This is a genomic window from Micrococcus sp. 093350064-1, assembly GCF_053627955.1.
The window spans coordinates 165,089-184,791 of record NZ_JBSEYU010000005.1 but is presented as its reverse complement, the minus strand read 5'-3'; the positions used below and the strand labels follow the sequence as shown (position 1 = coordinate 184,791).

Sequence of the window (19,703 nt, the reverse complement as noted above, 5' to 3'; positions counted from 1 at the left end):
GCGGACGGGAAAGTCCTAGCCCGCGCTCACGGGACACCGCCTAGACTCCACGACGTGACCGACCAGACCAGCATCCCCTCCCCCGACTCCCCCTTGACCGGCGACCATCCGGGCTTCGCCGAGGCCCGCGCGGCCGCCGACACCATCGCCCGGGCGACGGGCGTGGCGGAGCACCGCGTCGCCGTCGTCCTCGGCTCCGGCTGGGGCGAGGCCGCCGGCCTGATCGGCGAGGAGGTCGCCGCCGTGCCGCTGGCCGAGGTGCCCGGCTTCCACGCCCCGAAGGTGCCCGGCCACAACGCGGTGATCCGCTCGGTCCGGCTGCCGGACGGCACGCACGCCCTCGTCTTCGGCTCGCGCACGCACTTCTACGAGTCCCGCGACGCCCAGGCCGTGGCGCACACCGTCCGCACCGCCGCCGCCGCCGGGGCGCGCACCGTGGTGCTGACCAACGGCTGTGGCGGGCTGGACCCGGAGATCGCCCCGGGCACCCCCGTCCTGATCGCGGACCACATCAACCTCACCGGCGCCACCCCGCTCGCCGGCGCCACGTTCGTGGACCTCACCGACCTCTACTCGCCGCGGCTGCGCGCGATCGCCCGTGAGGTGGACCCGTCCCTGCGCGAGGGCGTGTACGTCCAGTTCGCCGGCCCGCAGTACGAGACCCCCGCCGAGGTGCGGATGGCGCGCACCCTCGGCGGCGACCTCGTCGGCATGTCCACGGCACTGGACGCGATCGCGGCCCGTCACGCCGGGCTGGAGGTGTTCGGCATCTCGCTGGTGACCAACCTCGGCGCCGGCATCTCGGAGACGCCGCTGTCCCACGCCGAGGTCGTCGAGGCCGGCCAGGCCGCCGGCCCGCGCATCGCGCGCCTGCTCGCGGACATCGTGGGGCGGCTCTGATGCCCGCGCATCCCCCGCACGACGACGTCGCCGCGCTCCCGGAGGACGTCCTCGCCCGGGCTGAGCGGTGGGCGGCGGAGGACCCCGACCCCGCGCACCGGGACACCCTGCGCGCCGAGCTCGACGCGGCCGCCGGCGTCGGCCCGGAGGCCGCGGCCGCCCGGGCGGCGCTCGCCGCCCGCTTCGCCGGGCCGCTCGCCTTCGGCACCGCCGGCCTGCGCGCCGAGGAGGGCCCGGGCGAGTCCCGCATGAACCGGCTCGTGGTGCGCCGCACCGCGGCGGGTCTGGCCGCCCACCTGTGGGACGGCGTCGGACGGGACGCAGCCCCGCCGCTGGCCGTCGTCGGGTACGACGCGCGGCGCGGTTCGGCCGCCTTCGCCGCGGACACGGCCGCCGTCCTGACGGCCGCGGGCGTGCAGACCGTCCTGCTGCCAGAGGCGCTGCCGACGCCGGTCCTCGCCTTCGCGGTGCGCCATCTCAGCGCGGACGCGGGCGTGATGGTCACCGCCAGCCACAACCCGCCCGCGGACAACGGCTACAAGGTCTACCTCGGCGGGCGGCTCACGGACGAGGCGGGTCGCGGGGCGCAGATCGTCTCCCCCGCGGACGCGGAGATCGCCGCCCGCATCGACCACGCGGCGTGGACCGCGGACATCCCGCTCGCCGACGACGGCTGGACCGTGGCCGGGCCGGACCTGCTGGAGGCCTACCGCGCGGCGGCCCTCGGCGTGCTCGACGACGACCGGCACGGCCACCGCGACCTGCGCGTGGTCTACACGCCCCTGCACGGGGTGGGCGGCGCCGTGGTCCCGGGCCTGCTCGAGGACGCCGGCTTCGGCCCCGTCCACGTGGTGGCCGAGCAGGCCGCCCCGGACCCGGCCTTCCCCACGGTCGCGTTCCCCAACCCGGAGGAGCCGGGGGCGATGGACCTCGCCCTCGCCCTGGCCGCCGAGGTGGACGCGGACCTGGTGATCGCCAACGACCCCGACGCCGACCGCCTGGCCCTGGCCGCGCCCGTCACCGACGCGCACGGCGTCCGCACGTGGCGGATGCTCTCGGGCGACGCCGTCGGGACGCTGCTGGGCGCGCACGCGATGCCGGCCCTGCACGCGGCCGGCCGCAGCGCCGCGAACTCCGTGGTCTCCTCCCCGCAGCTGGCCGCCCTGGCGGAGGCGAACGGGGTGAGGCACCACGTCACGCTGACCGGCTTCAAGTGGATCTCCCGCGCCCCGGACCTCGGCTTCGGCTACGAGGAGGCCCTCGGCTACTGCGTGGACCCGGACATGGTGCGGGACAAGGACGGCATCACGGCCGCCCTCATGGCCGCGGAGCTGGCCGCCGCCCTCACGGCGCAGGGACGCGGCCTGATGGACGCCCTGGCCGACGTCGACGCGGTCACCGGCGCCATGCCCAGCGCCCAGGTCTCGGTCCGCGTGGCGGACCTGTCCCTGATCGCCCGCACCATGACGGCCCTGCGTCAGCAGGCGCCGGCCACGCTCGCGGGCGAGCCGGTCACCGTGCGCCGGGACCTGGCCGCCGGCGGGGACGGGCTGCCGCCCACGGACGCGCTGCTGTTCGCCACCGACTCCGGCACCCGCGTCCTCGTGCGCCCCTCCGGCACCGAGCCCAAGCTCAAGTGCTACCTCGGCACCCGGGACGCCGACCCGGCCGCGGCCGCCGAGCGGCTCGAGGCGCTGCGGGCCGAGGTGACGGCCCTCGTGGGCGGCTGAGCCTCGGTAGGCTGGTGGGCATGACCGTCTCCCTCACCACCGCCGAGCTGGCGAAGTACATCGACGCGACCGCCCTGAAGGCCGACACCTCGGAGGCGGACGTGCGCCGCCTCGTGGCCGAGTCCCGCGAGGCCGGGGTCAAGAGCGTCTGCATCAACCCCGTGTGGGTGCCGCTGGTGGCCGCCGAGCTCGCGGACTCGGACGTGCTGACCTGCACCGTGATCGGCTTCCCCCTCGGCGCCAACACCTCGGAGGTCAAGGCCTTCGAGGCCCGGCAGGCGATCGACGCCGGCGCGGACGAGGTGGACATGGTCCTCGACATCGCCGCGGCCCGCGCCGGGGACCGCGCCCGGCTCGTCGCGGACGTCCGCGCCGTGGCCGAGGCCGCCCACGCGGACGGCCCCGCGGGCGATGGCGGGGCGTTGCTCAAGGTGATCGTGGAGACCGCCCTCCTGGACGACGACGCGATCGTCCTGGCCTGCGAGGCCGCGGTCGAGGCCGGGGCGGACTTCGTGAAGACCTCCACGGGCTTCTCCACCGCGGGCGCCACCGTCGAGCACGTCGCGCTGATGCGCCGCACCGTGGGCGAGGACATCGGAGTGAAGGCCTCCGGCGGGGTGCGCACCCGCGAGGACGCCCTGGCGATGATCGAGGCCGGCGCCACCCGGATCGGGGCCAGTTCCGCGCTTGCTATCCTGGGATCCGACTGACTCGCATCACTTCGGCCGGGCGTCCGCCCCGGCCGGGACCGCACCGAAGGAGCATCACGTGATCCGCAACGGCAAGGCCATCGACCACTCCAACGTGGGCGGCGTCTGGGGTTCCCTGATCGCCTTCATCGTCGCCTTCGGCGCGTTCCTCGGCTGCCTCTACGCCATGGGCTTCTGGTCGCTCGAGTCGGTCTGGATCCCCGGCCTGATCGCGCTGGCCCTGGCCACTGTGGCCTTCATGATCCCCAAGGCGTTCCTGGGCCGCAGCGACACCGTGGACACCACCGCCATCCACACCCGTCCCGTCGTCGAGCACGCCGCCTCCGGCGCCCACGCCGTCGAGACCGGCGCCGCGCACCGCTGAGCCGTCCCGGAGCCGAGGATCGCTGACACCGGTCGTCCGGCCGCCGCGCGCCGAAGGGCGTCCACCCGCAACACGGGGGTGGACGCCCTTCGGCTTGTCTCCATCGCGGCGGTGGTGCTGGGTCACGCATACCTGACGGACCTCACCTTCAGCCGGTACCTGGAGATCTGGCGGATGCCGCTGTTCTTCTTCCTCACCGGCTACTTCTGGACGCGCGGCCGCCCCTGGGCCACGGACGTGTGGGGCCGCTTCCGGAGCCTGATGGTGCCGTACCTGGTGTGGGCGGCGCTCATGTCCGTGGCCGCATTCGCGTGGTTCGCCGACGACCCCGACCTCCTGCGGCGCCTGATGATCACCGGCTGGTACGGGGGCGCGGACCAGGAGCCCCCGTGGTGGGCGTTCTGGTTCATCTCCGTCCTGTTCTTCACCACGGTGCTGCGCCGATTCCTCGAGCGCTTCCCGTCCGCCGTCGCCTGGGCCGTGGGCCTGGCCGGGCTGGCGTGGGCCCACCTCGTGCCGGACTCCGCGATCGCCCGCACGCCGCTGGGCGTCGGGCTGGCCCTGCCGTGCCTGTTGTTCGTCCTCAGCGGGGAGATGTTCCGCCGCCGCGTCCAGCCGCACGTGCGGCGCCACCGGACGCTCATCGGCGTCGGCCTGGTGCTGCTCGGGATGGTCGCGGTCCGGCTGGGCCTGGAGCCGCCCAACATCAAGTTCGGCGGCTTCGGCACGCCGGTGCTCACCCCCGCCGTGGGCGTCCTGATGTCCGCGGGGATGGTGCTCGTGTTCGGTTCCACGGTGGAGAGGCTGCTGCGCTCCTTCGCCCGACGCACCGGGACGGGTCAGGCCCTGCGCCGCGCCATCACCGCCCTGGTCCGGACGGGCACGGTGGTGGTGCTGCTGCACGGCTGGGTGCTGATGTGGGTCACGCGCCACGGCGTGGAGGACAACGCCGCCAAGTTCGCCCTCGCGCTCGCCCTCAGCTGGCTGGCAGGCCTCGCCCTGCTCGCCACCCCCCTGTCCAAGCCGTTCACGGGGGCGCGCCGCCGCTGGCACCCGGTGCACCGCCTGCGACACGTGGAGCCCCCGCACCCCGTCACGTCCGCGCTGCCGCGCGTCACGACCGCCTCGGAGAGGACACACCCATGAGCAGGGATCATCGCCCCCCGATCCGCAATCCGTTCCTGCCGCCGACGCCGGAGGAGCCCGAGGTGCCGGCCCGCGACGGCGGCCACCCGGCGGGTGACGGCGGCGACGCCGACGCCCCGGCGGCCTCCACGGCGCGGGAGGATCGCCTCGCCGAGTTCCGGCTCGGCCCGGCATTCCGCCCCCACCCGGCCGACCCCGCCACGCCGCGGCAGCGTGCGACGCCGACCGAGCGCACGGTGGCTCCCGCGCCCGTCAGGGCCGCTGAGCCAGCCTCGCCTGCCTCACCGGCCGGCCGTGTCCCCGGCCCCCTGCCGAGCGCCCGCGTCCTCGTCGTATGCACGGGCAACATCTGCCGCTCCGCCTACGTGGAGTACGCGCTGCAGGCGCAGCTCAACGCCCTGCTCGGCGACCGGGGCCGCGCGGTGGTCACGAGCGCGGGCACGGAACCGAACCAGGCGCTGACCGTCCCCGGCCCGCTGCTCGACCTCGCGCCGAGCCGCCGAGTCCGCGCCGCGTTGACGCAGCATCGACCGCAGCAGCTGACCGGGCGTTCGCTGGCGGACCAGGACCTCGTCCTGACCGCGACGGACGACCACCTGGACGAGGTGCTGCGTGAGGACCCCGCGGCGGTGCGCCGGACCTTCACGATCCTCGGCATGGGCACCCTCCTGCGCGACCACGGCGAGGAGCTCGCCGCGGCGGTCCCTCCGGGCGCGGGCGTCACCGCGCTCGTCACGGCGCTGGCGGAGCTGCGCTCCCGCCTGATCGCCCAGGGGGAGCGACCGGACGCGGATCTGCCGGACCCGTTCCGCGGCCCCGCCGAGGGCTACGCCGCCATGGCGCAGACCGCGCAGCCGATCGTCGAGCTGCTGGCGTGGGAGATCGCCCGGGCCCTCGACGGGGACCTCGTGGAGGAGGAGCCGACGGGCGCCTGACCGGCCGGCGTCAGAGATCGGGGACGGCGTGCCCGCCGGAGGACGGGGCGTGCTGCCCCCGGCGCGCCGCGGCCAGGACCCGACGACGGCGCCGCTCGAGCACCTCGCTCTCGAGCGGGGCGTCCCGCTCGTCGAGCCAGAGGGTCACGCCGGCGGCGACGACGAGCATGCTCGGGATCGTGATGAACACCTCGCCCAGCTGCGTCGCGGAGACGAACACGACGACGGCCGCCGCCTCCACCGCCACGCGCGAGGGGGTGCGCAGCCGGGCGCTGAACAGGCGCAGCCCGAAGAACGCGTAGGCGCCGAGGACGGCGAGGAGGAGCACGACACCGCCCTCGGTGTAGAGGCCCGCGTAGGAGTTGTGGTAGTGCCACGTGGCACCGCCGAAGTCCACGTACGCCGTGGTGAGGCCCCGGCCGTACCACGGCGTCTCCGCGACGCGCACGGCCGTCTCGGCCTGGATGTTCGAGCGCAGCCAGTCCGTGCCGGTGCGGTCCGCGAAGAAGGCGATGCGGGCCAGGTTCTCCTCGGCGAACGCGACCGCCCAGGCGAGGACCGCCAGCAGGACCAGGCGCAGACCCGCCCCCATCCGCGGCGTCAGCCAGAGCCACAGGACGGCGCAGGCGAAGCCCGCCATGGAGGTGCGGGAGCCCGTGAGGACGACGCACACCGCGGCGGCGACGAGCAGGATCAGCTTCCACCGCCGCGTCCGCACCAGGGCGAGCGCCAGGACCGGCATGGCCGCGTAGTAGAGGCCCGCCACGTTCTTGTCCGCGAGGATGCCGGTCAGGAAACTGCCGTAGGGCGCGGGGACGAGGCCGGCGTAGAAGAGGGGCACGTTCAGGGCCATGGCGGCGCCGAGCCCGACGGCGAGCGAGCGCAGGCTGAGCCGGCCGCCGGCGATGCAGCCGACGAGCCCGACGAGGGCCGCCATCCGCACCCACCGGCGCAGCCATTCCAGGTCCGGGATGCCCTGGGACACGGAGACGATCGCGAGGAACAGCAGCACGGCGGCGGCGAGCACGGCGGTCAGCCCGAGGGCGGAGACATCGCGGCGGGACCGTCGGCACAGCGCCAGGGCCAGCAGCAGGAGCATGCCCGCCTCGTTCAGCGGGAGCGCCACGGGGCCGAGGGGGACGCTGAACGCCTCCATGGCCAGCAGGGCCCCGAGCAGCAGTTCGGGGATGCGCAGGGGCTCGCGCGGGACGGCGGCGTCCTGGTCGGCCGACCACACGGACGTGCCGCGGGCGGCGGCGCGGGCGTGCTTCTCCCGTTCCGTCTGCAGGGCCACGTAGCGGGGGTCGGAGTGCCGCGGTCCGTGCGCGCCGTGCCCCACCGTCATGACCGCTCCTCCGTCGCCCTGCCGGGGCGCGTCTCCGCCCCACGCTCAGCGTAGACGAGTGCGAAGGAATGGGCTGTCCCGCTTGTTAGAGTGACCTGAGTCGCTGCCCTCCGATCCTGGGACCCCATGAACATCATCGATTTCCTTCGTGTGCTGCGTGCGAACCGCCTGGTGATCCTGGGGTGCGCCGCCCTCGGCCTGGCGCTGGGCCTCCTCTACTCGCTGCTGCAGCCCACGCTGTACACCGCCACCTCGACCGCGTTCGTCACGGTGGAGGGGGAGGCGAGCATCTCCGGCACCGAGACCGCCCAGACCCGCGCCCAGTCCTACATCCCGCTGATCAACAGCCGCACGGTCCGCGAGCGGATCGCCGCCGAGGGCCTGGACACCGCCGGCGCGACCTTGAGCGCCGCCCTGGTGCCGAACTCCAACCTCATCACGGTGTCCGCCGTGGCCCCCGATGCGCAGCAGGCCGCCGCGCTGGCCAACGGGGCGCTCGTGGCGACCGCCGACGTGGCGAACGAGCTCGATCCGACGTCCAACGTCAAGGTCACGGCCATGGAGGACGCCCTCGCGCCGGCCGCGCCCTCGAGCCCGGACCGCGTCCGCCACCTGCTGTACGGCCTGGGCGCAGGCCTCGTCCTCGGCCTGATCGTCGCGTTCCTGCGGCGGCTGCTGGACGTCAACGTGCGGACGACGACGGACGCCCAGGTGGCGGGCGGGGCGGGCCTGCTCGGCGTTATCCCCCTGGATCCCAGCATGAAGGCGGAACGCACGGCGCCGATGGCGCCCCTCTCCCCCCGCGCGTCGGAGGCGGTGCGCCAGCTGCGCACCAATCTGCGGTTCGCTGCGGTGGACGATCCGCCCCGCACCATCGCGTTCACCAGCTCGAACCCCGGCGAGGGCAAGTCGACCGTGATCGGCAGCCTGGCCCTGACCGTGGCGGCCGCCGGCCAGCCGGTGATCCTCATCGACGCCGATCTGCGTCGCCCGCGCCAGGCCCTGCAGTTCGGCGTCGACGGCCGTGTGGGCCTGTCCGAGGTCCTCAACGGGGACGTCGCCCTCCAGGACGTGCTGATCCCCGTGGGCGAGGACGGGCTGCTCCTCCTGCCTGCCGGCCGCACTCCCCCGAACCCGTCCGAACAGCTCGGCTCCGAGCGGATGAGGGACCTGCTCACCGCCCTCGCCGAGACGCACATGGTGCTCGTGGACGCCCCGCCCGTGCTGCCCGTCACGGACTCCACCCTGCTCGCCACGGCGGTGGACGGCACCGTCCTGGTGATCCGCCACGGCAAGACCCGCAAGGAGCACCTCGAGGTGGCCCGGGACATGCTCGCGGGCGTCAACGCCCGGGTGCTCGGCGTCGTGCTCAACGGCACCCCGGCCTCCGGCGTGGGCTCGGACTACTACGGCGGGGGCTACGGCGCGGACGGCGGCAGCTACGACGCCTACTACCAGGCGCCCCGGGACGCCGCCGAGGCCGCGGCCGGGACCGCGGGCGACGCGTCGCGACGCTGACCGCGCCCGGCCGGCAGGGCCGGGTCGTCGCATCGACGGCGCGGGCCCGGGGATGCAGAAGGGCCCCGCCTCTGAGGAGGCGGGGCCCTTCGCGGTGGTGCTCCGACGATCAGCAGCCCGCCGTGGGCGGGGTGGTGTCGAAGCAGTTGCTGAAATCGACGACGCCGTCGTTGCAGAGATCCGCCCCCTCGGGAGCGCCCTTCGGCAGGGCCAGCTGCAGCTTGCCCTTGACGCAGCCGGACTCCTGGGCCGAGTTGCCGGTCTGGTTCACCACGTAGTAGTAGGTCTCGGACTCGCCCGGCTGCAGGAGCAGCTCGGGGTCCATCGCGGCCAGTCGCGTGCCTCCCTCGCACGGGCTGGCGGTGTAGAGAAGCGCCTCGCCGCTCCGGGTGGGGTGGCCCTTGAACTCCACGGTCACCGTGCCCGGGTTGACGTACACGGCGGTGGGTGACGTGTTGGTGATGATGATGTCAAAGCCGTAGGCCTGCTTGATGCCATCGGGGTGGCCGCCGCCCGGGAACTTCTCGGCGGTGCCCGTAGTCACCTCGACGCAGCCGGTCGGGGAGGCGGCGGCGAACGGGGCGGCGGCGACGGCGGCGACGGCGGGAACCGACCAGGCGATGCCGGCGGTCACCTTACGGCGGGAGAGGGTGGAGGTGTTCTTCTGCATGGGCTTCACTCGTTTCGAGTCGAGGTGTGGCTTTCGCGGCCGAACGGGTCACGGGTCACGCGAGTGGACGGAGCACCGCGGCATACTCAGTGAGCATCGGCTGTGGAACTCTTCAGCTGATTCTAAACGTGGTGCACAGCTTATCGCCAGCCCTCTCGCACATTCCTGGCGGGCGCGCCGCGACATGACTCCCGGGACCATGCGGAACTCGTGCCACCGATCCATGAATTCACCCGAAGTTCAACCTCGCCCAACAACGTATCAAGCACAGTCGACAGCAGAGCCTTCTTTCGGTCGACTAAGCTCGCGGCCATGGGGGAACATGCGACGGGACAGCGACCGGCCGCCCCGCCGTCCCTGGACCTCGAGGTCCGCATCCGCCTCGCTCACGCCCGCATCACGCATGTGCTGGACCGGGCCGGCATCCGCGGCCTGCATCTCAAGGGCTACGCCACCGAGCCCGGCGTCTACCCCGAGCACCGCCGCAGTTCGGACGTGGACCTGCTGGTCCATCCGGCCGATGCCGCCGCCGTCACCGCGCTCCTGCGCTCTCACGGCTGGGAACCGGTCGCCACCTTCTCTGAGGGGTCGATCTTCCAGCACGCGGCCACGCTCTGGCATGACCAGCTGGGGTATGTGGACGTGCATCGGCTCTTCCCCGGCCTCGGCGCGTCCCCCGAGGCAACCTTCGACGCCCTGTGGAGCGAGCACATCCACCTCGTGATCGCCGGCCGGTCCGTTCCGGTGCCGAGCCCGCGCCATCAGCGGCTCGTCGTGATCGTCCACGCGGCCCGCGACCCGTTCCGCGGTGGCCTCGACGTCCGGCACATCCGGGAGTCCCTCCCCGCCGAGAGCTGGGCCGCCCTGCGCGAAGAAGCCCACCGGCTGGACGCGGGTGCGGCCTGGCACGTCGCCACGGGCGAGGCCGCCGACGGCGTCGACTCCCGGCAGCTGACCCTCTTCGCGGCGCTGCACGAGAGCCAGAGCGGTCTTGAGCTGTTCCGCACCCGGTGGCGGTCGGCCGCCACGGTGCGGGAGCGGGCCGTCCTCGTGGCCCGCACGATCCCGGTGAACCGCCCCCATCTGCAGATGCGCCTGGGCCGACCCGTCACCCGCGCAGACCTGTGGCGCGAGCAGCGCGCCCGGCTCGGCGCACTCGCCGGCTGGGCCTGGACGAAGGCGGTGCGCCGTGACCGTTGAGACCACCGAGGGCTGGGCGCTCGCCCCCGACATCGCGTGGGCCCGCACCGCCGGCGGCCAGGCCGCCGTCATGACGCTGGAGGCCGGTCAGCCGCTGCTGTTGGGCGCCTCGGGCGACGTGATCTGGGACGTCCTCGTGGGAGGCCGCACCCCGGAGGACGACCTGATCGCGGATCCGCCGGTGCCGCTGTCGACGACGGACGTCACGGTCCAGGTGGCGGAGGCGTTCGGCCTCGCCCCCGCCGACGTCGCGTCCGACGTCCACGCCTTCCTCGAGATGCTCGAGGTGCACGGCGTCCTCGTCCGCGTGCAGACGGCCTGACCCGGCTCAGCCCTCCGGCGCGAAGATCGCGTCGACCACCTGCTGCGCCCACTCGAGCAGCGGGACGTCCACGAGATCCTGACCCATGACCGGCTTGGTCTTGGGACGCGGGATGAGGACGCCGTTCAGGGCCGGCTTGACCTGGGCGCCCTTGTACATGCGGGTCAGGCGCATCTGACGGGACTCCGGCAGGTCCGCGGCGGGGCCGAACTTCACGTTCTGCCCCAGCAGCATGACCTCGGTGACGCCCGCGGCCCGCGCCCGGTTGCGGAACCGGGCGACGGCGACGAGCGCCTCCACCGGCTCCGGCAGCGGGCCGTACCGGTCCTTGAGCTCCTCCACCACGGCGTCCACGGCGGCGTCGTCCGCGGCCTGGGCGAGGTTGCGGTACATCTCCAGGCGCAGCCGCTCCCCCGGCACGTAGTCGTGCGGCAGGTGGGCGTTGACCGGCAGCTCCACCTTCACCTCGGCGGGCGCGGTGTCCTCCTCGCCCTTGAAGTCGGCCACGGCCTCGCCCACCATCCGCAGATACAGGTCGAAGCCCACGCCGGCGATGTGGCCGGACTGCTCCCCACCCAGCAGGTTGCCGGCGCCGCGGATCTCGAGGTCCTTCATGGCCAGCTGCATGCCCGCGCCGAGCTCGTTGTGGGTGGCCACGGCCTTGAGGCGTTCGAGGGCCACCTCGCCCAGGGGCTTCTGCGGGTCGTACAGGAAGTACGCGTACGCCCGCTCGCGGCCACGGCCCACGCGGCCGCGCAGCTGGTGCAGCTGCGAGAGGCCGTAGCGGTGGGCGTCCTCCACGATCAGGGTGTTGGCGTTGGCGATGTCCAGGCCGGTCTCGATGATCGTGGTGGAGACGAGCACGTCGAACTTCCGCTCCCAGAAGTCCACCATGATCTGCTCGAGCCGGGCCTCGCTCATCTTGCCGTGGGCGACGGCGATCCGCGCCTCCGGCACCAGCTCGGCGATGCGCTTGGCCACCTTGTCGATGGTGGTGACGCGGTTGTGCACGTAGAACACCTGGCCCTCGCGCATCAGCTCGCGGCGGATGGCCGCGGTGACCTGCTGGTCCGAGTACGGGCCCACCGAGGTGAGCACGGGGTGGCGCTCCTCCGGGGCGGTGGCCAGGGTGGAGGTCTCACGGATGCCGGTGAGGGACATCTCGAGGGTGCGCGGGATGGGCGTGGCGGACATGGCGAGCACGTCCACGTTGGTGCGCATCTTCTTCAGCGCCTCCTTGTGCTCGACGCCGAAACGCTGCTCCTCGTCCACGATCACCAGGCCCAGGTCCTTGAACTGCACCTGGTCGGAGAGCAGCCGGTGGGTGCCGATCACCACGTCCACCTCGCCGTGCGCGAGCCCCTCGACGACCTCCTTGGACTCCTTGGCGGTCTGGAACCGGGAGAGCGCGGCCACCTTGACGGGGAAGCCGGCGAACCGGTCGGAGAACGTCTGGTGGTGCTGGCGGGCGAGCAGCGTCGTCGGGACGAGCACGGCCACCTGCTTGCCGTCCTGCACCGCCTTGAACGCGGCGCGCACGGCCACCTCGGTCTTGCCGAAGCCGACGTCGCCGGAGACGAGCCGGTCCATGGGGACGGCCGCCTCCATGTCCTTCTTGACGTCCTCGATGGTGGTCAGCTGGTCCGGCGTCTCGATGAACGGGAACGCCTCCTCCAGCTCGCCCTGCCACGGGGTGTCCGGGGCGAACGCGTGGCCGCGCGAGGCCATGCGGGCCGAGTACAGGCGGATGAGCTCGCCGGCAATCTCGCGGGTGGCGCGCTTGGCCTTGGACTTGGTCTGCGCCCAGTCCGAGCCGCCCATCTTGGACAGCGACGGCGTCTCCCCGCCCACGTAGGTGGAGATCAGGTCGAGCTGGTCGGTGGGCACGAACAGCCGGTCGCCGGGGGCGCCGCGCTTCGAGGGCGCGTACTCGAGCACGAGGTACTCGCGGTAGGACTCCTCGGCGCCGGGGGCGGTGCGCGGGCCGCCGGTGACCTTGCGGCGCTGCAGCTCCACGAAGCGGGCGATGCCGTGCTGGGAGTGCACCACGTGGTCGCCGGGCTGCAGGGTCAGCGGGTCGACGGCGTTGCGCCGCTTCCGAGCCAACCGCGCTCCGGGGGCGCGTGTGCCCGCGGTGCGGTGCCGGCCGAAGAGGTCGTGCTCCGTGATCAGGGCGATCTGCGCGTCCGGGATCGTGAAGCCGGAGCCGACGGGCGCCGTCGCAATGGAGACCCGCCCCGGTGCGAGGTCCGCGGGCAGGGGCCCGTCCGCCACGGAGGCCGTGAGGCCGGCCTCCGTGGTGAGCTCGGCGAGACGGCGGGCGGAGCCGGGGCCGTCGGTGAGGACCACGGCATGCCACCCCTCCGCGAGCCGGACGCGGGTGTGCGCGACCATGGCCTCGATGTCGCCTGAGAAGGTCTGCGGGACGCCGAGGGTGGCGCGCAGGGTGGCGGCGTCGGGCAACAGCTCGTCGTCCGAGACCAGCGCGGTGACGGACCAGAACCCCTGGTCCTGCTCGAGGGCGGCCGCGCGGAGTTCGGCCACCGTGAGGAAGCCGCCCGCGGCGGACTGGTCCGCCCCGGTCACATCCACCGGGGCGACCGCTCCCTGCGCGGCGCCCGCCCACGCGGCCTGGAGGAACTCCTCGTTGGTCGCCAGCAGGTCGTCGGCGCGGCCGCGCAGGCGCTCGGGCTCCACGAGGACGGTCAGCGAGCCTTCGGGCAGCATGCGGGGCAGCGACGTCATGGCCTCGGCCAGCAGCGGGGAGAGGGACTCCATGCCCTCCACGGCCACGCCCTCGGCGATCCGGTCCAGCATGTCCGCGGCGGCGGGCATGGCCGGGATCAGCTCCTTCGCGCGCCGGCGCACGTGGTCCGTGATCAGCAGCTCGCGGCACGGGGGTGCGTACAGCTCGGAGGGGTGGCCCGAGCCGTCCTCCGTGGTGTCCTCGAGGGAGCGCTGGTCCGCCACGGAGAACCAGCGCATCTGCTCCACCTCGTCGCCGAAGAACTCGATGCGCACGGGGTAGTCCTCGGTGGGCGGGAACACGTCGATCAGCCCGCCGCGCACGGCGAACTCGCCGCGACGGCTGACCATGTCCACGCGCGAGTAGGCGGCGTCCGCGAGCGCGGCCACCACGCCGTCGAAGTCCCGTTCCTCCCCCGTCCGCAGGGTCACGGGGCTCAGCTCGCCGAGCCCGGCCACGAGGGGCTGCAGCACGGCGCGCACCGGGGCGACGACGATGCGCAGCGGGCCCTCCGCGTGCTCCTCGGGGTGGGCGAGGCGGCGCAGCACGGCCAGGCGCGCGCCCACGGTGTCCGAGCGCGGGGACAGGCGCTCGTGGGGCAGCGTCTCCCAGGACGGGAACAGCGCGGCGGCGCCGGCGGGGGCCCAGGCGGCGAGGTCGGTCACGAGGTCCTCGGCCTCGCGGGTGGTCGCGGTGACCACGAGGACGGCGGCGCGCTCGCCGTGGCCCTCGGCCAGCGCCTCGGCCAGGACGGTCAACAGGGGCGCGCGGGCTCCGTCGGGCAGGCCGATCTCCAGTTCGACGCCCCGGGCCTCGAGCGGCCGGGAGGCGGAGGCGGCGGCCGCCTCGAGCGCGCGTTCGGCGCGCAGGCGCGGCAGCAGCGGGGCGAGGACGGGGGTGGTCTCGGGGGCGCTCATGCGCGGACCTCCGGGGTGGCGGCGGGCAGTTCGGTGGTCATGATCTCCCGGATCTCTTCGAGGAAGGCGAGCACGTCGTCGGCGCCGCCCACCGGGCCGCCGGCGGTGAGCCGGTCCGTGCCGAGCAGCACCGCGGTGGGGAACGAGTGCAGGCCGAGGGCCTGCGAGGCGGCGCCGGCCGGGTCGGCGAGCACGAGGGACGCGTCGACGGCGCCGCTGTGGATCGCCCCGTCGGCGCCGGGGGCATGCTGGGGCATCAGGACCCGCAGCCGGACCGGCCCGAGCGCGTCCTTGAACTCGTCCAGCCGCTCGATCACCCGCGCGCAGGAGCCGCACCCCGTGGACAGGCGCAGAGCCACCACGGCCCCGTCCGCGACCAGCCGGTGCAGACCGGTGTACTCGCCGTCCGCGACCACGACGGCGTCCGGGAACGGGTGGCGTTCGGGTTCGGCACCGTCGGCCGGGTCGACGGCGGCCGGGGCCTCGGGCGTGGGCGTCGCCGGGGCGGCGTCGGGTGCGGCCGGGACGGACTCGCGCCCGGCCAGGAACGCGGCGGTCGCGAGCAGCACGGACACGAGCAGGGCCCACGCCCACGCCCCGGCGCCGAAGGCGGTGAGCGGCTGCCAGGCCAGGCCCGCGCCGTGCACCGCCAGCGAGACGATCCCCTCGGCCACGGCCAGGACGGCGAGGGCCAGGAAGACGACGTTGCGGACCACGGTGGTGCGGGAGATCGGGGCGGCCGAGGCCTCGCCGAAGCAGCCGCACGAGACGCCGTCGTCCTGGGCCCGGACCACGAGCGCGAGGAAGGCGGCGAAGAGGGCCACGGCCACCAGGCCGACGACGGGACGCAGCAGGGTGAAGGGCTGCAGGAGGGCGACGGCGAGCAGCAGCTCGAGCCAGGGGAACGCGCGCGCCAGGGCGGGGGCCGCGAACGGGCGGGGCACCCTGAGTCGGGTGAACGTGGCCTGCACGTCCTCGCCGGAACGGAGCTTCACCGTCCCGCTCAGGAGCATGATGAGGGCCACGGCCCAGAGTGCCGACATGGCGGACACACCTTCCAGGGGGTTCACGAGGGGTCGCGCGGCCGGTCCCGGCACCGTGCACGGGACCCGGGTCGCGGAGGCCAGCATATAAGGTGAGGGATGGACGCCCATCGCCGTCGGCGAACCGGTGCCGGCCCTCTCACGGCCCGCCGGGCGCGGTCCGACTTGACCCCGAGGAGACACCGTGGCCTTTTCCGCCCAGCAGCCCATCCCGCACCCGCCGTCGACCGTGGCAGCCGCCCTGGCGTCCGAGGACTTCCACCGTTCCGTGGTCGAGTCCTTCGGCGGCTCCCTGGTCTCGTTCTCCGTGGAGGGTTCCCCGGAGGGCCCGATGACCGTCACCGCCGTGCGCTCCCTGCCCGCGGACCGCATCCCGGACCGTGTCCCGGACATGGCCCGCAAGCTCATCGGCTCCGCCCTCCAGGTGGAGCAGGTGGAGCGGTGGGACGCGCCCGCCGCGGACGGCTCCCGCACCGGCACCACCACCATCACCGTGCCCTCCGCCAAGGCGACGGCGGACGGCTCCCTCCGCCTGACCGCCGCCGGTGAGGGTTCCCAGTTCTCCGTGGACGGCACCCTCGTCTGCCGGATCCCGCTGGTGGGCTCGAAGCTCGCCGCGAAGGCCGAGCCGATGGTCGGCAAGGTCGTCAATCGCCAGGCCCGGGCGCTGTCCTCGTGGCTCGAGCGTGACGGCGGAGCCGCGCGCGGTTGATCTCGTTCTCCCGTCGCCCGGCGCTGTCGAGCTCGGCTCCGCCTGCCCGGCGGGGGCGCCGGGCCCTTCCCTCGCCGGACGCCGTGCTCATCGTGTGCACCGGCAACGTGTGCCGCTCGGCCTATGCGAGCCGGGCCCTGCAGGGCCGGCTGGCGGTCCTGGCCCCCGGCCGGGTGGAGGTCGGCAGCGCCGGCTCCCAGCCGAACCAGGCACTGACGGTGCCGCCGCCGCTCGTGCGGCTCGGCGCCGAGGCCGGCGTCACCGGGCTGGAAGGCCACCGTCCCGCCGCGTTGCAACCGTTCATGGTGGCGGAGGCAGATCTCGTGTTGGCCGCGGCTCAGGAGCACATGCGCTTCGCACTCCAAGAAGTGCCGCAGGCCGTCGCGCGGGTGTTCACCGTGCTGGAGCTCGCGGCGCTGGTCCGCGCGATGGACCAGCGGGACGGGCGGGACTGGATCCCCGCCGGTCGCGGGGTGCGTGCGTTCGCGGCGGAGGCAGCCCACCACCGGGCCCTCGCGCGGTCGACCGCCCAGCCCCTCGACGTCGTGGACCCGTTCCGCGGGCCGGTGGAGGGGTACGCGGAGATGATCCAGATCATGGATCCTGCACTGGAGACCATCGCGGATGCCCTGGCCCGTGCCGTGAGCCCGACCCCCTGAGCGTGGGGCTGAGCCCCCGTCGAGGACGTCCGCCCGGGGCGGGAGGCTCAGTGGAACGCCTGCTGGGCGGCCTCGAGCCCGTCCGTGACGAGCTTCTCGACGGCGTCCGCCGCGCGGTCCACGTGCAGCGGCAGGACGTCCTGCTCGGGCTTGGTGAAGGGGCGCAGCACGAAGTCGGCCACGTCCATGCGGCCCGGGGGTCGGCCGATGCCGACGCGCACGCGGGCGTAGTCCTTGGTGCCGAGCGAGGCGGTGATGGACTTCAGGCCGTTGTGGCCGCCCTCTCCCCCGCCGCGCTTGAGGCGCAGGGTGTCGAACGGGATGTCCAGCTCGTCATGGACCACCACGAGGTCCTCGGGGCCGATCCCGTAGAAGGACGCCAGCGCGGAGACGGGGCGTCCGGAGACGTTCATGTAGCCGGTGGGCTTCCCGAGCACGACGCGCGGTCCCCCGATGCCGAGGCGACCCGTGGCCACCACGGCGCCGGCCCGGTGGCGGGTGAACCCGACCCCCATGCGGGAGGCGAGCTCATCCGCCACCATCTGGCCGACGTTGTGACGGGTGCGCTCGTACTCGGGCCCGGGATTGCCGAGCCCGACGATGAGCGTGGTCCCCGTCGTCATGGCGTGATCAGTCCTCGGAGCCCTCGGACTCGCCCTCGGCGGACTCGGCGGCCTGCTCCTCCTGCACGGACTCGTCGCCGAGGTCCTGCTCGACGACCTCCGAGACGGTGGCGATGACGATGTCGTCCTCGAGCTGCAGGGTGGTGCCGGCGGGGACCTGCACGTCCGGGGCGTACACGTGGTCGCCGGCCTCGCGGCCCTCGACGGAGATGGTGACGGCCTCGGGCAGGTCGGTGGCGTCGGCCTCGACCGGCACGGTGACGTAGTCCAGCACGTAGTCGTTGCCGGGGGCGACCTCGCCCTCGACATGCACGGTGACCTCGACGACGACCTTCTCGCCGCGGCGGACCTCGATGAGGTCCAGGTGCTCCACGGTGTCCTTGATGGCGTGGCGCTGGATGTCCTTGGGCAGGACCAGGTGCTCCTCGCCGGCCTCGTTCACGACGGTGAGCAGGGCGTTGGGGTTGCGGACGGCCAGGGTGGTCTCCTGGGCCGGCAGCAGCAGGTGCACGGGATCCTGGCCGTGGCCGTAGACGACGGCGGGGATCAGGCCGGCACGGCGGGCCTGGCGGGCGGCACCCTTGCCGAAGTCGGTGCGGCGGGTGACCTTGATCTTGAGCTGGTCAGACATGATGCGTCCTCCTGTGGGGGTCTCGGCCGCGCAGCCGGGGGCGGCGCGGGATGCGGCCAGGAGGGGGCTTCAGTGCCGCAGCGGGTCAGCATGCTGACGCGCGGCGGCGGCCTCGTCGATCACGGAGCGCGCGCTCCCTCGCCTGGGCAACCTGGACAGGATAGCACCGGCGCCGGCGGGCCGGCTCAGACGCCCGCGCGCCGGGACCGCTCCACGATGCGGTCCAGCTTGCGGCGGTGAGCCCGCTCACCCGCAGACGCGCCGTGGGATTCGTCGTCCTCCTGGGCGCTCAGCAGCAGGCCGCAGCCGAGCACGATGGCACCGAAGATCGTGATGAACACCTCACCGAGCTGAAGGGAGGTGACCAGGATGATGACCGCGGCGGCCTCGACGGCCACCCGCGACGGCGATCGGTGCGTCCGGGCGAAGGGCCGCAGGCACAGCCACAGGTAGGCGCCCACCACCACGATCAGGAACGGCCAGCCGCCCTCCACCAGCAGCCCCAGATAGGAGTTGTGGAAGAACATGGTCACGTTGTCCAGATCGACGACGGCGGTGGAGAGCCCCTGGCCGAAGAACGAGGTGTCGGCCACCTTCTCCGCGGACGCCTGCTGGATCTCGGCCCGGAACCAGTCCGTGCCGGTGCGGTCTCCGAAGATGCCGAGGTCGGCCAGGTTCTCCTCGGCCCAGCTGACGAACCAGCCCATGACGACCGCGAGTGCGATACGGAGGACCCGCCCCAGGTAGGGGCTCACGAGGATCCACACGACGGCGCAGAGCAGACCGGCCATCGAGGTCCGCGAGCCGGTGAGGAACGTCAGGGCGGAGCCGGCGCCCAGCACGAGGAGCTTGGGGCCCATGCGCTGCATGGTGGCCACGAGCAGCACGGGCAGGAGCGCGTAGAAGAGGCCGGAGACGTTCTTGTCCCCCAGGAACCCGGTGAGGTAGCCGCCGTAGGTGTCCGGGGCCAGGCCCGCGTAGAAGAGGGGCACGTTGATCAGTGCGCCGGCCGTCATCCCGTAGAGGACGCCCTTGATGTCGATCCTCTCGCTGGCGATGGCGTAGATCAGCAGGATCAGGAGCGTGATCCTCGTGGCGCGACGCGTGGGGTCGAGGTCGTTGTGCACGGTCACCGCGACGAGATACGCCACCAGGGCCAGTGCGACGAGGGCCAGCACGCCGTAGTGGGAGAGGTCCCGGCGGGGCTGCCGGAATGAGGCGAGGAGCAGCAGAAGGATGGCGGAGAACTCCGCGAACGGGATCGGCAGGCCGGGAGCGGTGAACGCATCCATCACCAGGCCGATGGCCAGCACGGCCTCGAACAGCCGCGGTGAGGCCGGCGTGACCAAGGGGTTCCACGGGGAGCGGGTCCACGCGGCCTGACCGTCCGGGACGAGGCCGAGTGAGGCGTGACGCCTGGCAGGCCGGGCCTCGGGTGGCGCGACGGCCCCCATGGCGCGGGCAGCCGTCCGGTCACGGGGCGTGCTCGGGCGCATGGTGCGGAACCTTTCGTGGACGCCGGGCGATACTCG

The 19,703-nt window shown here is 73.7% G+C and carries 18 protein-coding genes; 11 read left to right on the top strand and 7 right to left on the bottom strand.

Going from position 1 to position 19,703, the window contains the following annotated elements; translation table 11 throughout:
• The first annotated feature begins 54 nt into the window (after positions 1 to 54).
• The 6 genes from ACUW6W_RS07520 (at position 55) to ACUW6W_RS07495 (ending at position 5,785) form a co-directional block, all read left to right on the top strand.
• Entirely contained in the window at positions 55 to 900 is an 846-nt protein-coding gene (locus ACUW6W_RS07520) for a purine-nucleoside phosphorylase (protein WP_122054099.1), read from the top strand.
• Complete coding sequence (locus ACUW6W_RS07515; protein WP_242934169.1) at positions 900 to 2,630, top strand: phospho-sugar mutase; 1,731 nt, start codon at positions 900 to 902, stop codon at positions 2,628 to 2,630. Before ACUW6W_RS07520 ends, ACUW6W_RS07515 begins: the two co-directional genes overlap by 1 nt.
• 20 nt (positions 2,631 to 2,650) lie before the next feature.
• The gene (gene deoC, locus ACUW6W_RS07510) at positions 2,651 to 3,340 is read left to right on the top strand and encodes a deoxyribose-phosphate aldolase (RefSeq protein WP_069941671.1); all 690 of its coding nucleotides are present in this window, start codon (positions 2,651 to 2,653) and stop codon (positions 3,338 to 3,340) included.
• Positions 3,341 to 3,398: 58 nt separating this feature from the next.
• Positions 3,399 to 3,704, top strand: coding sequence for a hypothetical protein (locus ACUW6W_RS07505; protein ID WP_036317357.1), 306 nt, complete (start codon positions 3,399 to 3,401; stop codon positions 3,702 to 3,704).
• Between the two features lie 78 nt (positions 3,705 to 3,782).
• Positions 3,783 to 4,850: an acyltransferase family protein gene (locus ACUW6W_RS07500; protein WP_078025714.1), complete on the top strand. Its 1,068-nt coding sequence runs from the start codon at positions 3,783 to 3,785 to the stop codon at positions 4,848 to 4,850.
• A complete protein-coding gene (locus tag ACUW6W_RS07495; RefSeq protein WP_122054095.1) occupies positions 4,847 to 5,785 on the top strand; it encodes an arsenate-mycothiol transferase ArsC in 939 nt (312 codons plus the stop codon). The genes ACUW6W_RS07500 and ACUW6W_RS07495 overlap by 4 nt, the downstream gene beginning before the upstream one ends.
• Positions 5,786 to 5,795: 10 nt before the next feature.
• On the opposite strand, the gene ACUW6W_RS07490 is transcribed toward ACUW6W_RS07495, so the two are convergent.
• Complete coding sequence (locus tag ACUW6W_RS07490; protein WP_122054093.1) at positions 5,796 to 7,130, bottom strand: O-antigen ligase family protein; 1,335 nt, start codon at positions 7,128 to 7,130, stop codon at positions 5,796 to 5,798.
• 126 nt (positions 7,131 to 7,256) lie between these two features.
• On the opposite strand from ACUW6W_RS07490, the gene ACUW6W_RS07485 reads away from it, so the two are divergent.
• Positions 7,257 to 8,648 carry a polysaccharide biosynthesis tyrosine autokinase gene (locus tag ACUW6W_RS07485; RefSeq protein WP_242934168.1) on the top strand — a complete coding sequence of 464 codons (1,392 nt, stop codon included), beginning with the start codon at positions 7,257 to 7,259 and terminating at the stop codon, positions 8,646 to 8,648.
• Positions 8,649 to 8,757: 109 nt separating this feature from the next.
• Here the strand turns inward: ACUW6W_RS07485 and ACUW6W_RS07480 are convergent, their stop codons facing one another.
• A complete protein-coding gene (locus ACUW6W_RS07480) occupies positions 8,758 to 9,318 on the bottom strand; it encodes a hypothetical protein (protein WP_216881423.1) in 561 nt (186 codons plus the stop codon).
• 312 nt (positions 9,319 to 9,630) lie between these two features.
• On the opposite strand from ACUW6W_RS07480, the gene ACUW6W_RS07475 reads away from it, so the two are divergent.
• Together ACUW6W_RS07475 and ACUW6W_RS07470 are read left to right on the top strand one after the other, a co-directional pair.
• A complete protein-coding gene (locus tag ACUW6W_RS07475; RefSeq protein ID WP_216881426.1) occupies positions 9,631 to 10,518 on the top strand; it encodes a nucleotidyltransferase family protein in 888 nt (295 codons plus the stop codon).
• Entirely contained in the window at positions 10,508 to 10,840 is a 333-nt protein-coding gene (locus tag ACUW6W_RS07470; RefSeq protein ID WP_371470017.1) for a PqqD family protein, read from the top strand. Before ACUW6W_RS07475 ends, ACUW6W_RS07470 begins: the two co-directional genes overlap by 11 nt.
• Before the next feature lie 6 nt (positions 10,841 to 10,846).
• Here ACUW6W_RS07470 and mfd read toward each other — a convergent pair whose 3' ends face one another.
• On the bottom strand, positions 10,847 to 14,503 hold the full coding sequence (gene mfd / locus ACUW6W_RS07465) for a transcription-repair coupling factor (RefSeq protein WP_454180087.1): 3,657 nt from the start codon (positions 14,501 to 14,503) through the stop codon (positions 10,847 to 10,849).
• Positions 14,500 to 15,546, bottom strand: coding sequence for a MauE/DoxX family redox-associated membrane protein (locus ACUW6W_RS07460; protein ID WP_454180086.1), 1,047 nt, complete (start codon positions 15,544 to 15,546; stop codon positions 14,500 to 14,502). The genes mfd and ACUW6W_RS07460 overlap by 4 nt, the downstream gene beginning before the upstream one ends.
• 184 nt (positions 15,547 to 15,730) lie before the next feature.
• Here ACUW6W_RS07460 and ACUW6W_RS07455 point away from each other — a divergent pair, with 184 nt between their 5' ends.
• Both ACUW6W_RS07455 and ACUW6W_RS07450 read left to right on the top strand, forming a co-directional pair.
• Positions 15,731 to 16,258 carry a DUF2505 domain-containing protein gene (locus ACUW6W_RS07455; RefSeq protein WP_454180085.1) on the top strand — a complete coding sequence of 176 codons (528 nt, stop codon included), beginning with the start codon at positions 15,731 to 15,733 and terminating at the stop codon, positions 16,256 to 16,258.
• An 83-nt stretch (positions 16,259 to 16,341) separates the two neighbouring features.
• On the top strand, positions 16,342 to 16,917 hold the full coding sequence (locus tag ACUW6W_RS07450) for an arsenate-mycothiol transferase ArsC (protein WP_454180084.1): 576 nt from the start codon (positions 16,342 to 16,344) through the stop codon (positions 16,915 to 16,917).
• A 47-nt stretch (positions 16,918 to 16,964) separates the two neighbouring features.
• On the opposite strand, the gene pth is transcribed toward ACUW6W_RS07450, so the two are convergent.
• The 3 genes from pth to ACUW6W_RS07435 form a co-directional block, all read right to left on the bottom strand.
• Positions 16,965 to 17,540, bottom strand: coding sequence for an aminoacyl-tRNA hydrolase (gene pth / locus ACUW6W_RS07445; RefSeq protein ID WP_454180083.1), 576 nt, complete (start codon positions 17,538 to 17,540; stop codon positions 16,965 to 16,967).
• 7 nt (positions 17,541 to 17,547) lie between these two features.
• Positions 17,548 to 18,171: a 50S ribosomal protein L25/general stress protein Ctc gene (locus tag ACUW6W_RS07440; protein ID WP_454180082.1), complete on the bottom strand. Its 624-nt coding sequence runs from the start codon at positions 18,169 to 18,171 to the stop codon at positions 17,548 to 17,550.
• A gap of 185 nt (positions 18,172 to 18,356) precedes the next feature.
• The gene (locus tag ACUW6W_RS07435) at positions 18,357 to 19,667 is read right to left on the bottom strand and encodes an O-antigen ligase family protein (RefSeq protein ID WP_324701504.1); all 1,311 of its coding nucleotides are present in this window, start codon (positions 19,665 to 19,667) and stop codon (positions 18,357 to 18,359) included.
• Positions 19,668 to 19,703: the final 36 nt, after the last annotated feature.